Source organism: Pantoea sp. X-Soil-YNGN-775 (assembly GCF_059730575.1).
Genome location: NZ_AP035945.1, coordinates 2,265,819 through 2,282,012, shown reverse-complemented (window position 1 = coordinate 2,282,012; position 16,194 = coordinate 2,265,819). Strand labels below are relative to the sequence as shown.

Annotated in this window: 13 protein-coding genes; 4 read left to right on the top strand and 9 right to left on the bottom strand. The window is 52.2% G+C overall.

Features of this window, described 5'->3' with window-relative positions; genetic code table 11:
• Positions 1-187: 187 nt before the first annotated feature.
• The 3 genes from AC6I8I_RS10780 to AC6I8I_RS10770 all read left to right on the top strand — a co-directional run bounded on the left by AC6I8I_RS10780 (position 188) and on the right by AC6I8I_RS10770 (position 2,662).
• Positions 188-1,345 carry a DegT/DnrJ/EryC1/StrS family aminotransferase gene (locus tag AC6I8I_RS10780; RefSeq protein ID WP_497827826.1) on the top strand — a complete coding sequence of 386 codons (1,158 nt, stop codon included), beginning with the start codon at positions 188-190 and terminating at the stop codon, positions 1,343-1,345.
• Positions 1,342-2,013: an acetyltransferase gene (locus AC6I8I_RS10775; protein WP_497827825.1), complete on the top strand. Its 672-nt coding sequence runs from the start codon at positions 1,342-1,344 to the stop codon at positions 2,011-2,013. The genes AC6I8I_RS10780 and AC6I8I_RS10775 overlap by 4 nt, the downstream gene beginning before the upstream one ends.
• A 340-nt stretch (positions 2,014-2,353) precedes the next feature.
• Positions 2,354-2,662, top strand: a complete 309-nt coding sequence (locus AC6I8I_RS10770) for a hypothetical protein (RefSeq protein ID WP_497827824.1) — start codon at positions 2,354-2,356, stop codon at positions 2,660-2,662.
• A gap of 20 nt (positions 2,663-2,682) precedes the next feature.
• Here AC6I8I_RS10770 and AC6I8I_RS10765 read toward each other — a convergent pair whose 3' ends face one another.
• From AC6I8I_RS10765 to betI, 9 genes are all read right to left on the bottom strand, one after another.
• Positions 2,683-6,198 carry a glycosyltransferase gene (locus AC6I8I_RS10765; RefSeq protein ID WP_497827823.1) on the bottom strand — a complete coding sequence of 1,172 codons (3,516 nt, stop codon included), beginning with the start codon at positions 6,196-6,198 and terminating at the stop codon, positions 2,683-2,685.
• Positions 6,199-6,887: 689 nt separating this feature from the next.
• Positions 6,888-7,073, bottom strand: a complete 186-nt coding sequence (locus tag AC6I8I_RS10760) for a hypothetical protein (RefSeq protein ID WP_069728566.1) — start codon at positions 7,071-7,073, stop codon at positions 6,888-6,890.
• A gap of 83 nt (positions 7,074-7,156) precedes the next feature.
• The gene (locus tag AC6I8I_RS10755; protein WP_312757226.1) at positions 7,157-7,417 is read right to left on the bottom strand and encodes a hypothetical protein; all 261 of its coding nucleotides are present in this window, start codon (positions 7,415-7,417) and stop codon (positions 7,157-7,159) included.
• A gap of 146 nt (positions 7,418-7,563) precedes the next feature.
• Positions 7,564-8,706: an acyltransferase family protein gene (locus tag AC6I8I_RS10750; protein WP_312757224.1), complete on the bottom strand. Its 1,143-nt coding sequence runs from the start codon at positions 8,704-8,706 to the stop codon at positions 7,564-7,566.
• A gap of 207 nt (positions 8,707-8,913) precedes the next feature.
• A complete protein-coding gene (gene mdtI, locus AC6I8I_RS10745) occupies positions 8,914-9,243 on the bottom strand; it encodes a multidrug/spermidine efflux SMR transporter subunit MdtI (RefSeq protein ID WP_312055748.1) in 330 nt (109 codons plus the stop codon).
• Positions 9,230-9,580 (bottom strand): multidrug/spermidine efflux SMR transporter subunit MdtJ, encoded by a 351-nt coding sequence (gene mdtJ, locus AC6I8I_RS10740; protein ID WP_312055749.1) that lies wholly within the window; start codon positions 9,578-9,580, stop codon positions 9,230-9,232. Before mdtJ ends, mdtI begins: the two co-directional genes overlap by 14 nt.
• Before the next feature lie 427 nt (positions 9,581-10,007).
• Positions 10,008-11,690: a choline dehydrogenase gene (gene betA, locus AC6I8I_RS10735; protein WP_312055750.1), complete on the bottom strand. Its 1,683-nt coding sequence runs from the start codon at positions 11,688-11,690 to the stop codon at positions 10,008-10,010.
• Between the two features lie 24 nt (positions 11,691-11,714).
• Positions 11,715-13,187 (bottom strand): betaine-aldehyde dehydrogenase, encoded by a 1,473-nt coding sequence (gene betB, locus AC6I8I_RS10730; RefSeq protein WP_497827822.1) that lies wholly within the window; start codon positions 13,185-13,187, stop codon positions 11,715-11,717.
• A gap of 14 nt (positions 13,188-13,201) precedes the next feature.
• On the bottom strand, positions 13,202-13,795 hold the full coding sequence (gene betI / locus AC6I8I_RS10725) for a transcriptional regulator BetI (RefSeq protein ID WP_312055752.1): 594 nt from the start codon (positions 13,793-13,795) through the stop codon (positions 13,202-13,204).
• A gap of 257 nt (positions 13,796-14,052) precedes the next feature.
• On the opposite strand from betI, the gene AC6I8I_RS10720 reads away from it, so the two are divergent.
• Positions 14,053-16,083 (top strand): choline transporter, encoded by a 2,031-nt coding sequence (locus AC6I8I_RS10720; RefSeq protein ID WP_497827821.1) that lies wholly within the window; start codon positions 14,053-14,055, stop codon positions 16,081-16,083.
• Positions 16,084-16,194 lie beyond the last annotated feature (111 nt).

The following is a 16,194-nucleotide window of genomic DNA, read 5'->3' as shown; positions in this document are numbered from 1 at the left end:
TCAACGATAATTATCGCCAAACGCGGCCAGACCTGTCTGGTCAAATGTTCTTAATACGTCTGGTAGCGTTGCCTTTTCCGGTTATTAGTGATTGCGCAATATTGCTATAATCCATTGCTTCTCAGCTATGAGAGTCATCAGGAAGTATAGGTTAAAACACATAATAATTTTCCAGGAGTATATCAGGATGGGTGTAAGTAACGATATTTATGTAACCAGCCCCCTGTTACCTCCGCTGTCAGAATTCTATCCATATCTGGAACAGATCTGGGAAAATAAACAACTGACCAACAATGGTCCTTTTCATCGCCAGCTCGAACTATCTCTGGCAAGCTATTTAGGCTGCCAGCACATTTCATTGTTTTCGAATGGCACGCTAGCATTGTTGTGCGCCATTCGTGCTTTGGGGATCACGGGAGAGGTCATTACAACACCGTATTCTTTTGTGGCCACCTCACATTCGCTCTCCTGGAGCGGCCTGAAACCGATATTTGTTGATATTGATCCGATTACCGGCAATCTGGATCCCGATAAAATCGAGCAGGCCATTACACCTCAGACAACGGCAATTTTGCCGGTTCACTGTTATGGTATCCCAGCGGACGTAGACAAAATTGATGCGCTGGCGAGGAAGCACGGTTTAAAAGTCATTTATGATGCAGCACATGCTTTTGGCGTAACCTGTGAAGGCAATTCAATTTTGCAACAGGGTGATTTATCAATCCTGAGTTTTCATGCGACTAAAGTTTTTAATACAGTTGAAGGTGGCGCTATAATATGTCCGGATCTGGAAACCAAACGTCATATTGATCGTTTAAAAAACTTTGGTTTTTCAAGTGAAACCACAGTGGATGCTATTGGTATAAATGCCAAGATGAACGAATTGCAAGCCGCTTTTGGATTGCTACAGCTTAAGCATATTGATCATGCGCTTTTACAGAGGAAAGCGTGTTACCAGCGATACAGACAAGCCTTTGCTCACCTCGAAGGTGTGAAAATTATTCAACCTGATGCACATGTCAGCTGGAACTATGCTTATTTTCCGTTATTTATTGGTGCGGACTTAAACTGCAGTCGCGATGAGCTTTATGCCGCTTTAAAAAATCAGGGAATAGTGGCTCGCCGTTATTTCTTTCCTCTGATCAGCGATTTCCCGGTTTACTCCGGCCTGGCAAGCGCGAATCCGGACAATCTACCGGTCGCACGGCGACTGGCAAACCAGGTGCTTTGCCTGCCAATCTATGCAGGTTTAGCTGCGGAGGATCAACAGCGCGTGATTAACGTTGTTCTCAACGTGGCCGCTAAGCTTCGCTCTGATAGCGTTAAACAGCGAGAAACAGTATGAAGCTCGGAATTTATGGCGCAGGAGGGTTAGGGCGAGAAGTTTTCGCACTGGCCAGCGTGATTAATGCACAAGATCAGCGCTGGACGAGTATTTTTTTTATTGATGACATTCACCCCAATCGGCTATTGAATAATGTTTCTGTTATCGAATTCAGCGCAGCAGTTGATATTAAAGATATTGAATGCGTGGTTGCAGTAGGCGAACCAATGCTCAGGAATAAATTAATAAAAAAAATAAAGGCCAGTGGCATTCCTTTGGCTACGCTGGTGCATCCTGATGTGGATATAAGCACCTCAACTTTTTTAGGGGAGGGCGTTGTAGTTTGCAAACAGGCGTTTATCTCCTGCGATTGTGTGATAAGTAATAATGCCTTTATACAGCCGCAGGTCTATGTTGGCCATGATTGTCATATTGGGGAGAGTAGCGTAATTTCTCCAGGCGTGATGCTGGGTGGAAACTGTAAAATTGGCAGTGGTGTATTTATAGGGATGAATGCCTGCATTAAAGAAAATAAAGGCGTAGGTAATAGTGTGATTATTGGCATGGGAGCGGTGGTTGTTAATGACATTGAAGAAAATATCATTGCATCAGGAAATCCAGCCCGCGTGATGAGAAGTAATGATGATAAAAATGTTTTTCGCCTTCAGTCAGTAAAAAATGAGAGTTAATAAAATCTGATTGCATAGTAAATTTTTGACGGCATTTACAGGCAGGCGCTTTCGCAGCGAATGGCGCTAACATGTAATCTCTTGTCCGCTTGCTGCCAGACAGTGACAGGATGTACGGATATCTTTAGCATAAAGCAGATTACTTTCCCGCCATCTTATTTTGATATGAAAGATGTTGCCAGCACCAAAGAAACCCATAAAAATCACGCTCACCATTTATCACCGGCCTGTTAATAATTAATCTTGTTGTTAAGTAACCCATCTGATGGGGGCTTATGTCAGTAAACCACTCCCCGGGCGAACACAATGTAAATACTATCTTTTCGGTATTCTGAGCCGGATGGCAGGAAAAAAATGTCTGATACGGGCACAACTGCGGCTGGCGACTTTGAAAGATCCTTTGCAGTCTGAAATATCAGCGCGGGTTGTGAGCATGGCTGGAGACAAAACTCATCAGCGGACCGGGCATTATCTGGAGCGAATCGAAGTCTGTTTCGAAGAACTTCACTGTTTTGCTCCTGCCGCTTACGATCGCATCCTGCAACAAGTCTATGGAGATTACCGTGTCCCGCCAATGCCCGATCAGCGGGATTCACTACATCAGATTGTGCATGTTGATTTGCATAAATCTTATCTGAGCCATCAGTAATGTCGGTCACTGAAGCGAGATCAGGTGCTGCAACATACTGCTGACCATTTCTTCATCCATGCATCATCTGCCAGGCAGTGCTGGCGCACTTCATTTTGCAAACCCTTGCCCATACTTTCACTGTTTTCAGCGTCGTGCAGATGGGCATTTATTGCATTGTGCCATTCAGCATACTGGTTGGCTACGCGTGTGGTTGTCAACGTATTGCTGCCGGTGCCGACAGATTCACTGCAAATTAAAGGTATTCCACAGGCTCCATATTCAATCAGGTACAGATAAGCCACAGCGTCTGTTAGCGGATACCCGTCGTGTGGGATCAGAGCAAGGTCAGGATGCACTTGCATCAATTCCTTATGATAAATCTCGCTATCGGTCTCACGAATTACACTATTAATTAACGGCCGCAGCGCCGGCGGGCAGGCGCCAAAAATTAACCATTCAACCTGATCTGCAAAGGCGTTAATCAGTCGGGCGATGATTTGTTGCATATCTTTATGACAGAGTCTTCCTGGCAGACCAATACGCGGTTTTTTTCCCTGCCTGCGCAGGCTGCTTATTTGACCCCAGTCTGCCTGCGGCAAACAGGTGGGCATAATGATAATATCAGAGTGAAGGCTGGAAAATAACTCAGCCTCTGTTTCGTTGTTAACGATAAGACGGTCAATATAACCAAGATTTCCTCTTATCGTGTTGATGAAATGTTGTCTGGCATCTTGCGATTCCGGATGTAAAAGTAAATCCTTCGACAATGTTGCGTTAATCATGCCAACTTTGAAAGCTGAATTGAAGCGCGATAATTTTGCTATCCATGAATTAAAGTCTGCGCCGGTCTGCTGTTCAATTACTATTACGTCAGGATTGTAGCGGGTCACCTCAGGTAACGCGGGCAGCGACGTCATCTGCTTACCCTCAATTACTCCGGCATCGCGCAGTGCAGTAAACGGTTCAGTCACTCTGTAAGCATTCATTCTCTCTGGCTCACCGGTCACTGGCATGACCACCGGCAAGGGATGCCAGCACAAGGGTAGCCAGTGATGCTGATTGCTGTTTTGCAGCTCAAACGGCGTCGTTAACGATAAATTCTTGTTATAGGCAGGATCCTGACTGATTTGCACTAACCAGCGTTCAAACATGATATTTTCTTCTTTATCACGCTGTGACACGGGCATATCAGAGAGGGTTTTTTCTGGCTGTCGGCAGCCGCAGGCATAGGGTGTCCAGACCACCAGCCCACCGAGTTGGCCTACGCGCAGGCAAAAGTCGATATCGTCATAACACGTTAAGTCGGCGTCAAAGCCATTGACGGCATAACAGATATCCTTGCGTACCAGCATAAAATCGCCGGAAACCGCCGAGTAATTTTGGTCGGCGTGCAGGCGTGACAGGTAGCCGTTATTATTATCGTCAGTACCGTAAAAAGGTTCGCCTGCTATGCCCCCTTTTAAACCTAAAACATAGCCGGCATGGCGAATCAGATTATTGGCATAGCGTTGCTTGCCACCGACAATGGCAACCTCAGGCCGCCGGGCATGATTCAGCATATTATCCAGCCACTCTGCATCGGCCACCTGAATATCGCTGTTTAACAACAGCAAATAATCACCCTGAGCGTTAAGAATAGCCAGATTGGCCATTCCCGCCCGCTGCCAGGCTGCGGGGTAGTGCAATACTCTGATGCGCTGGGATGCGAGACCGGATATACCCGCCAGCCACGCTGCTCTTTCCTCATCTTCACGTTTATCTGCCACAATCAGCAGTTCATAATTTGGATAACTCGTGGATTCCAGTACCGCCATCACACAGCGACTGACGCTGTCGAACTGCCGTGCCAGTATGGCAATAGTGACCAGCGGTTTACCCTGATGATGATATTTAAGCTGCCAGGGACCCTGACGGGTGGGCAACACCTCTGCCTGCAGAAAACCACGGCGATGCAGGTGCGCCAGCAGCAACCGCTGATCTGCTGAATGATTTCTGCTGGTCCTCGCTGCCTGCAACAGCGGCTCGCTCAGGTGGCCAATGGTGTCAATGCCCGCGGATTCGATCAGCCGTAGCTGTAACTCAAATTCAAACGCTTCTGCGCAGGTCAGATTTAATCCGCCAGCCGCAATGACCCATTCACGCTTAAAGATCCAACCGCGGGACATCTGGTCAGGAGAACTTAAAAAAAAGTCCGGATTGAAATCTGGCCGGAAAAGTGTGCTTCGCGGTTTACCGCCGAGCCGATAAATGATGTCGGTATACAAGGCATTATACTGGCTGGCCTGATGTAAGGTGGTGGAGAGTGCGTGAAGGCCAGAAGGCAGCAACTGGTAACCTGCGTCAATAAACAGCAGCCAGTCACTCGCTGATTCACGGATGTGGTTGTTCAGCGCAGCCAGGCCTTCTGTCAGATCCAGGCGCAACTGTGCCGTTCCGGCAGGCAGATAATTGACCTGACTGTCTGTCAGGGCGACAACCTGCCAGCATAGTCCGGCAACGCTCAGCTTGAGGCTCTGCAGGGTGGTATCCCAGGCTTGCCAGTCTCCGTTTCGTGCATCAATAAACACCGTACAGCGGGAAGTGGTGACCTGAGTGGTGAGATATTCACGTAATAAGCGTTGTTGAGCCGGGCGTAAGCTTCGCTCGCCTAACCACATATTCACTCTGCTGCTGGCGAGCGAAGCGCCAATTTCATGGAGTATATTGTGCTCGCTAAACTGGTCTGGATGGGTGAGCGGAGCAACGCGGATTTGACTGTATGTCCGGGCCGGATCGTGCCAGCCGGACGCTTTTAACACCGCAGGCATATTTCTATGGGTAGCATTGACCAGCTCTGCATGATCGTTAACCGTAGAAAGTGACTGGCTGCGAGAAATGCGGTACTGAGCCAGTGTCTGAGTCACCATTGCCAGATGGCCATAGCGCAGGACCTTAAGATACATGGCTAGATCGCCGAGAAAGGGCATTGATTGGCCGCCGAGTACTGACAACGGCTCCCCTTCGGCGAGAATAGTGTGCAGTACAGTGGCGCGGATAAGCACCACGCTCGGCTCACCGATGAAGTTAAGCGGCTGTCCGGCTTCAAAATTAATTACATCCTGCCCATGAAGTACGCTATCACTATTAAATAGCGGGGCTGACCCTTCGTGGTCCGGCAGACGACGTCCTCGCACATCAATCATTTCACGGTGAGAGGTGGCCATGACAATATCAGGATGCTGATTAATGGCTGCTACTAGCTTACTGACACAGTCGGGTTTAAGCATGTCATCATCATGCAGGAACTTTATATATTCTCCGCGGGCCCGACTCAGACAACAGGCGGTGTTTTCCATCTCCCCCCGTGACGGGCTATTGCGATCATAGTCAACAGGCCAGCGAGAACGTTGCCGATGTTTCGCTACAATGCGTGCAATTTCGTCATCCTGACTGTCATCCCCGATGATAATTTCACAAGCCTCGTAATCCTGATCGAGGGCGCTTTGCAGCGCAGCCCCGAACCACGTCGCTTTCCACGCAGGAATAACAATGCTGACAAGACCAGGGACAAACACAGGCAAATTTCCTTAAGTGAGAAGGACACTTCCAGTTATCCAGCGGAAAAGCCTTGATTCTCTGTTGTAATCAAGGCAGTTAAGGATGGTGGCTCAGACCCGCATGTTAGTGGTCGGTCCTTCATGATGTGAAAAATAAATATTTTTTACGGTCGATAAATTCAGCGTACTATGCCAGATGCCGGTATAAAACTATCGCTATAAAAATCAGCATAACCGTCAGCTTTTGTTTCTTTATCAATGCCCTGAGTTACATGTGCTGGCGCGCTCCAGATATTTTTCAGAATATGAGGTGCGTATTGTTTTCATTTCTGACCAGCCAGTGGCCGTAATGATACAAGCTGTTCTGAATGAGACTGATACAGACTGGCGGCATCGGTAATATTGTTATCACTTTAAAAGGATAAACACAGAGGGAAAATAAACTTTAGAAATACAGAGCGCGCAGAAGTCAATAAAATCTGTTTCCAGTTTCCTGAACAACATAATGATAATCTTTTTAAAATAAACAGCTTTAATTGCCTTTCATTATTAAATGCCAAAGGGGTTAACGGCTAACAACAGGTTCAGGCTGCTTCCTCAGTGGAAGAGTGAGCGTGCTCGCAGCCTGAATTTCCACTCAGCTACAGCGTTCACATTATTCAGCCAGAAAAAACCCCGCCGCAGCGAGGTTAATTGATCGGGCCGGTTTACACCAGGCTGACGGAGAGCAGGGTGATCTCTTCGGTTTGCAGCTCCATGTTCTTTTTAATTTCAAACATATACGCCTCCAGTGCCTCTTCAACCTCATTGCCCTCGATGAAAGCATGCGCGGTCACGTGATCCTCACCTTTTGGCTTAATCACATAGGAAACGAACCACTTCTTATTCTGCATAACCATCCTCTTTCTCAGTGTTAAATCTCAATGTCAAATAATGTGGCACTTATTCCTGCCGGACTGGGTACCACCGCAGCCCGCTAATCGATCGGCGCCGGATGCAGCAGGTCGATCACATCATCGATTTCATTGCTGGCCGCATGGCGATCCAGTGCCACAGCGTAATAGCGCCCTTTACAGTAGTGCCGGGTTACGGCAACCCGATGACCGGTCTCACCGTCCGCTTCATCGCCGCCAGCGGGGCGCAGGTGCGGCGGGATCACCAGCTCAGTTTCCAGCTCATCAGCCTCGATGATCAGATGACCACCGTCGCTGGAAAGCAGCAGATGCTGAACGCTCATAGTCTCTCCTGTGTTGATCTGTCATGGGGTATCGGGAAAAGTGTAGCGCAAGGCTGTCAGGGTGCGGCAAGTGCAGGCGTGATCCAGGCTTCAGGCATAAAAAAAGCCCCACAGAGGGGGCTTTGATGCAGAGGCGATGTAACCGATTAGCCCGCCTGGTTCGCCAGTTTAGGTCTCAGAACGCGTTTGCCGATCTGAATACCGGGCTTCTCAACATATTTATACAGCAGCGACGCCAGCGCGTAGGTCACCGGAATAGCGGTAACGCAGACGGTCAGGAAACGCACCAGATCGCTTTTGAACTCGATGTCGGTATGGGTGAGCAGCAGGGCGATCAGCGGGATAACAATCAGCAGATGCAGCAGGTAAACCGAAAACGACACGTCGCCCAGCCAGGTGCTCAGGCGGTTATTCAGTAACTTACGCGGTAGTATAATCAGTCGTGCCATCAGGCTGTTTTCCTGATATTGCCACAGGATGGCGGTCATCCCGACGATCATCAGCGCTTCCATAATCACCTGCAGCTTAATCGCTTCCAGTCCTATCGCCACGCTGGCGACCGGGCCCAGTAGCGCATAAGCCACGTAGAGCAGCGATTTACGGCGAATCGCTTCGGCCAGCAGCATACCCGACAGGAACATGTTGAGCTTAATCAGGATCATCGACGGCATCTCGAAGGCTTCATAATAATCCGCCAGCAGATAACGTCCGGCGCAGCACAGCGCCATAATGCCGATCAGCGAAGCCGCATAGCCAAAGCGCAGCGTCACCAGCATGATGAACGGGAACAGCAGATAGAACTGCATCTCCAGCCCAATACTCCAGTCTGGCAGCACGGTATTGAAGCCATACTCCGGCAACAGGCCAAACAGGAAACTGAAGTGGGTAACAATATTGGCCAGCGACTGGTCGGTGTAACGGGATGACTCAGTGGCGGTGCCGGAGTAGAAATGGGCTATGGTGTCACGCATTTCGCCAAACCACGGGCCGTAGATCAGGGCGATGATCAGCAACAGATAGTAGAGCGGGGCGATGCGGAAAAAGCGTCGGATCCAGAACTTCTTAATGGTCTCTGTGCTCTGCCACGGCTCTTTCTGTTGACGCTCGACGTAGTTTTTCGCCATCAGATAACCCGATAACAGAATAAACAGATCGACCCCAATGCCAGGGGATGAAATAAGCGTGATATGGCAATGCACCAGCAGACTGATGTGGCCGACCAGCACCCAAAGAGAGGCAATGCCGCGTAACCCCTCCAGTTCCGTTGACCATCCTCGTGTTGCAGACATGAAAAATTCCTCGTTTTTCGTTTTATCCGTCTTTGGGCGCTCACTTAGCCTTAAGGCAACAGATATGTAAACGGGCCTTTACAAAAGTAAGAGGATTCCGAGCACAGATAAGAAGTAAAAAGCAATCGAAACAGGGCGGGTAAGCACAGGAAGTTAAGGGCATGCCATGGCACACCCTTAATAAATATCACTGATTGAGTTGGCCGATCAGGCCAGTTTTAACAGGATCATACCGGCCAGCAGCAGGGTTAATCCGGCCCAGCCTTTCCTGTTCAGACGCTGACCAAATAACACCCAGCCTGCAGTGACCGTGGCGATAATCCCAAAACCACCCCAGACCGCATAGGCTATCGACAAATCGATGCCTTTGACCGCTTGTGCCAGCGCACTGAATGCCAGCAGCACACAGGCCAGCGAGAGCACGCCATACAGCGGTTTCTTAAAACCATTGGAGTATTTAAGGAAGATGTTGGCGGCAATCTCCAGCACGATAGCCAGCGCCAGCCATGCGGCGTGAATCAGATCAGTGATGACCATGATTCACCTCCGGCGTTGCGCGGGTGCCGGTTTTAATCAGCACGATGCCGACCACCAGCGTCATCAGGCCACAAAGTTTCAGCACTGACAGGGTTTCGCCAAACAGCTGCACGCTGAACAGGGTAATCAGCATGATGCCAATCCCTTCCCACAGCGCGTAGGCCACGCCCAGCGCGATACGTTTAATCGCGAAACTCAGAAAAATATAAGAACAGGCAATCATGGCCAGCATCATCAGGTAGCCCGACTGGCTGCCGTTGAGGCTGGACCACTTCATAAACAGAGTGCCGATAATTTCAGTAACAATAGCGAGTGATAATAAGATCCATGCACGCATGGTTGTTCTCCAGCAACGATAACAGTTCCTGCATCACACAATGTGTCAGCAGATTCAGCAGAGATGTCGAAGCGGAAAGGGGACTACAGGGCGCTGCGCCAGTGCTGATCGGCGGCGTTCCAGCCAGAGAGGAAAGGGGTAAAGGTGACAGGGATTGAAATGAACATTCTGCTCATAATATTAACGACGCATCCACATTGTTGCTTCTCATCAGTGGACGAATAGTGCCTCCGGTTATAAACACGCCAGATTTATAGCATTTCGCCTGACTGGAGATCAATAGCAGATTATGCTTCGTTTGGGCTTCATTTAGGTCTATCACAATGCAAACAGAGGTTAATCAGGAAGGATGTGTTAATCAAAGGTGAATATAAAAAACAGCCGGACAACAGAGTGCCCGGCTGTGATTAAGTGACAACGTCACTGATTAGTCAGCGCGCTGCGGCACCTTACGCACCGGGGCATCGCCGGCAACGTAATAGCGGGCAGTGCTGCGCGGCAACGGATCGCGACCACGGATCAGGTCAGCAATCTTTTCGCCAATCATGATGGTGGTGGCGTTGAGGTTACCGGTGATGATCAGCGGCATGATCGACGCATCGACCACGCGTAGCCCTTGCAGACCATGCACCCGGCCTTCACCGTCGACCACCGACATCTCGTCGTTACCCATTTTACAGGTGCCACACGGGTGATAAGCGGTTTCGCCATGGTTACGCACAAACTCATCCAGCTGTTCGTCGGTCTGGCACTCCAGCCCAGGGCTAATCTCACGGCCGCGATATTTATCCAGCGCCGGCTGATTGATGATTTCGCGCGTAATACGAATCGCATCGCGGAACTCATGCCAGTCCTGCTCATGTGACATGTAGTTAAACAGAATCGCCGGATGACGACGTGGATCGCGTGACTTCAGCCGGACATGGCCGCGGCTCGGTGAGCGCATTGAGCCGACGTGACACTGGAAGCCGTGCGCATCGACCGCGTTCGAACCGTTGTAGTTAATCGCCACCGGCAGAAAGTGGTACTGAATATTCGGCCAGCTGAACTCTTCACGGCTGCGGATAAAGCCGCCCGCTTCGAACTGGTTGCTGGCACCAATCCCGCTGCCGTTGAACATCCACTCGGCACCGATTTTCGGCTGGTTCCACCATTTCAGCGCCGGGTAGAGCGACACCGGCTCTTTACATTCGTACTGCAGATACATCTCCAGATGGTCCTGCAGGTTCTCACCAACGCCCGGCAGGTCGTGTACCAGCGGGATATCAAACTGCTTCAGCAGTTCCGGTGAGCCGACGCCGGAGCGTTGCAGGATCTGTGGAGAGGCAATAGCACCGGCGCACAGCAGCACTTCGCGGCGAGCCGTGACTTTATTGATGCTGTTGCTGTCACCCTGCAGATACTCCACGCCGACCGCACGTTTACCGTCAAACACGATGCGGTCGGTGGTGGCATGGGTGATGATCTTCAGGTTCGGCCGGCCTTTGGCCTGGTCAAGATAGCCACGGGCGGTGCTGGAACGGCGGCCCTGCGGCGTCACGGTGCGGTCCATTGGACCAAAACCTTCCTGCTGGAAACCGTTGAGGTCGTCAGTGCGCGGATAACCGGCCTGTACTCCCGCTTCGATCATCGCTTCAAACAGCACATTATTGCCGGCTTTCGGCGTCGCTACGCATACCGGACCGTCGCCGCCGTGGAAGTCATTCGGACCGATATCACGGGTTTCTGCTTTGCGATAGTAGGGCAGGCAGTCAAGATAGCTCCAGTGCTCCAGCCCAGGCGCGGTGGCCCAGTTATCCAGATCCATGGCGTTGCCGCGGATGTAGCACATGCCGTTAATCAGCGACGAACCGCCCAGGCCTTTGCCGCGACCACACTCCATGCGGCGATTGTTCATGTAAGGCTCTGGCTCAGTTTCGTAGGCCCAGTTATAGCGTTTTCCCTGCAATGGATAGGCCAGTGCCGCAGGCATCTGGGTCCTGAAATCAAATCGATAATCCGGGCCGCCCGCTTCCAGCAGCAGTACATTGACGTTGCTGTCCTCGGTCAGACGGGTGGCCAAAACGTTCCCTGCGGATCCGGCTCCAATAATGATGTAATCAAATTCCATTCATCGTTCCTCAGGTTTTAATGATTAAAATACCGACTGAAAACGCGACAGCTCAACCTGCACTGACTTCACCTGGGTGTAGCTCTGTAGCGTCATCAGGCCATTTTCGCGTCCAATCCCGGAGTGCTTGTAGCCGCCAACCGGCATTTCCGCTGCCGATTCACCCCAGGTGTTGATCCAGCAAATGCCGGCTTCAATCTGATGGATCACGCGGTGCGCCCGGTTCAGGTCCTGGGTGACCAGACCCGCAGCCAGACCAAAGTCGGTGTCGTTGGCGCGGCGGATCACTTCTTCTTCGCTGTCGTAGCTCAGAATTGACATCACCGGTCCGAAGATCTCTTCACGGACGATCTTCATCTCATCGCGGCAGTCGGTGAACACCGTGGGTGCTACCCAGGCGCCCTGATCGAACTCGCCACCGGTCAGACGTTTTCCGCCGCACAGCAGGCGTGCGCCTTCGGCAATGCCGGATTCGATGTAGCGCATCACGTTATCGCGATGGCTGAAGCTGACCATCGGGCCAAAGTTGGTCTCTGGCTGACGCAGATCGCCCGCCCGGATGCGGGCCACGCGCTCGCTGATTTTGGCTTCGAACGCCGTCTGCAGTTTTGTCGGGATAAATACCCGGGTACCGTTGGTGCAGACCTGGCCCGAGCTGTAGAAGTTGGCCATCATGGCGATGTCAGCCGCCAGATCGAGATCGGCGTCATCAAAGATGATCAGCGGTGATTTGCCGCCCAGCTCCATGGTGACCTCTTTCAGGGTTGAACCGGCGGCGTTGGCCATCACTTTTTTGCCGCTGACAACACCACCGGTGAACGACACTTTGTCGATGCCTGGATGTTCGGTCAGCAGCTGACCAGTGACCGAACCGATGCCCGGCAGCACGTTGAACACGCCGTCCGGCAGGCCCGCTTCGGTGTAGATCTCCGCCAGTTTCAGGGCGGTAAGCGGCGTGATTTCGCTGGGTTTGAAAATCATCGCGTTTCCGGCCGCCAGCGCCGGTGCTGATTTCCACAGCGCGATCTGAATCGGGTAGTTCCAGGCACCAATGCCGGCCACCACGCCCAGCGGTTCGCGGCGGGTATAGACGAAGGAAGTGTCACGCAGCGGGATCTGCTGGCCTTCAAGGGCCGGCACCAGCCCGGCATAGTACTCCAGCACGTCAGCACCGGTAACAATGTCGACGCTGGCGGTTTCGCTCAGCGGTTTACCGGTATCCAGCATCTCCAGCTCAGCCAGTTCATCGTTGCGCTCACGCAGAATATCGACGGCGCGGCGCAGAATGCGTGAACGCTCCATTGCGGTCATCGCGGCCCAGACTTTCTGGCCTTTACGGGCGGCGACAACGGCGCGATCGACATCCTGCTGGCCGGCAGCGTGGACCTCTGCCAGCACTTCGCCGTTGACCGGGTTGATGGTCTGGAACGTCTCGCCAGACGCCGCGGCAACGTAAGCGCCATCAATGTAGAGTTTCTGCTCGGTGAATCGGGACATGGTTTCTCCTTCCGTTATTCGTGCTCGCCAGCCAGTTGCTGACGGATGAATTGGGTCGTCAGTGTGCGGGCCACCACCGGCTTAAACGGCTCACCGCTCAGCGCGGCGCGTAGCCATAAGCCATCAATCAGGGCGGCCAGCCCGTGTGCGGCGAGGCGTGCCTGTTCCAGCGGCAGCTCGCGGCGAAATTCAGCGACCAGCGTCGAGAAAAGTCGTCGACTGCTGACCCGCTCAAGGCGATTCAGTTGGGGCTGGTGCATGCTGCTGGCCCAGAAATCGAGCCAGGCTTTCATCGCGGCGCTGTGCACCTGGGTTTCATCAAAATTACCGTCGACGATCGCCCGCAGACGTTCTTCTGCTGAGGCATCGGCCAGCGGCTGCAGCCGGCTTGCAACCGCATCGCGCAGCTGACGCGTCACATCGCGCATCGTCGCTTCCAGCAGGCCGTTCTTGTCTTTGAAGTAGTGACTGATGATGCCGGTCGAGACACCCGCCCGGCGGGCAATCTGGGCGATGGTGGCATCGTTAATCCCCACTTCGTTAATCGTGCTCAGGGTCGCATCAATCAGTTGCCGACGTCGTATCGGCTGCATCCCCACCTTTGGCATAGCTCCAGCTCCACCCTCAAATCGAGGGTCTATTAAAACTTTTTTTGATTGCACGTTCAATATAAAAAGAAAAGTTGTTAGGATGCTGTTCTTTAAATGTAGCGAAAGCGAAACGGTATTGAGTGCTAAAACAGACCGGATTGCCGAAGCGACAAATCAGGAAGAGAGACAACAATATCAGGCCGCGCGGTGCGTCAGCCGCAGGCGGCGACATTTATCCATTGCATATTTTCAGGAAAACTAACCAGAGGTAATCGATGAATAATCCACCTGCCGATGAAAAAGACAGACTCAATCCCGTTGTGTTCTACACCTCTGCCGGATTGATTCTGACGTTTTCACTCGTGACGATTCTCTACAGCGATCTGGCCGCCGGCTGGATCCTCACGGCGGTTAACTGGGTCTCCGCCACCTTCGGCTGGTACTACATGCTGGCCGCCACGCTCTACATTGTGTTCGTGCTCTACATGGCCTGCTCACGCTTTGGCTCGATCAAGCTGGGACCGGAGCAGTCCAAACCTGAATTCAGCGTGCTGAGCTGGTCTGCGATGCTGTTTGCCGCCGGGATTGGCATCGACCTGATGTTCTTCTCGGTTGCCGAGCCGGTGACGCAGTACATGCAGCCGCCGGAAGGGGCGGGGCAGACGCTGGAAGCCGCCCGTCAGGCGATGGTCTGGACGCTGTTCCACTACGGTCTGACCGGCTGGTCGATGTATGCCCTGATGGGGATTGCGCTCGGCTACTTCAGCTATCGCTACAACCTGCCTTTAACCATCCGTTCCGCGCTCTACCCGATTTTTGGTAAACGTATTTACGGTCCGATTGGTCACACCGTCGATATCGCTGCGGTGGTCGGCACCATTTTTGGTATCGCCACCACGCTGGGGATTGGGGTGGTGCAGCTCAATTACGGTCTGAAGGTGCTGTTTGATATTCCGGAAGGCCTGACCGCCCAGACCGCGTTGATTGTGCTGTCGGTGGTGATCGCGACCATCTCCGTTACTTCCGGCGTCGATAAGGGGATCCGTATCCTGTCGGAGCTGAACGTGGTGCTGGCGCTGGGACTGATCCTGTTTGTGCTGTTCTTCGGCAATACCGAATTCCTGCTGAATGCGCTGGTGCTGAACGTCGGCGATTACATCAACCGCTTCATGGGGATGACGCTGAATACCTTCGCTTTTGATCGTCCGACCCAATGGATGAATAGCTGGACGCTGTTCTTCTGGGCGTGGTGGGTTGCCTGGTCACCGTTCGTCGGGCTGTTCCTGGCGCGTATCTCCCGTGGCCGTACTATCCGTGAGTTCGTGCTCGGTACGCTGATCATTCCGTTCACCTTTACGCTGCTGTGGCTGTCGGTGTTTGGTAACGCCGCGCTTTATCAGATTATTCACGGCAATGCCGGTTTCGCCCTGGAAGTGATGGCCCATGCGGAACGCGGTTTCTACAGCCTGCTGGCGCAGTATCCGGCGTTTAAACTCAGTGCCTCGGTCGCCACCATCACCGGCATGCTGTTCTACGTGACGTCAGCTGATTCCGGTTCGCTGGTGCTGGGTAACTTCACCTCGAAGCTGAAGGATATCAACAGCGATGCGCCTAACTGGCTGCGCATCTTCTGGTCGATTGCGATTGGTGTCCTGACCCTGAGTATGCTGATGACCAACGGTATTTCTGCCCTGCAGAACACCACGGTGATCATGGGGCTGCCGTTCAGTTTCGTGATCTTCTTTGTGATGGCGGGACTGTATAAATCGCTGAAGATTGAAGACTATCGCCGCGCCAGCGCCACACGGGATACCGCACCGTACCTGGCGCACGCGACCGACCGTCTGACCTGGAAAAAACGGCTGTCGCGCCTGATGAACTATCCTGGCTCGCGTTATACCCAACAGATGATGGAGAACACCATCTATCCGGCGATGCAGGAAGTGGCGAAAGAGCTGGAGCTGCGCGGTGGCGGGGTGACGCTGGAAAGCGTGGCACCGGATGAGGCCAATCCTATTGGTTATCTGGATCTGCGCGTCCACCTCGGCGAAGAGCAGGACTTTGTCTATCAGGTCTGGCCACAGCAATACTCTGTTCCGGGCTTTACCTATCGCGCTCGCAGCGGTAAATCGACCTATTACCGGCTGGAAACCTTCCTGCTGGAAGGCAGTCAGGGCAACGATTTAATGGATTACAGCAAAGAGCAGGTGATTATCGACATACTCGACCAGTATGAGCGCCACCTGAACTTTATCCATCTCAATCGTGAAGCGCCAGGTAGCAACATCACCTTCCCGAGCGTGTAACAACCGGCCCGTAAACATGCAGATGTTTGCGGGCTTTTTTTATTGCCGCGGCGGCTGACAACGACGATCCGGCGCCGTAGCGCGATTAATTCGACTATCTTTAGGGCGTTA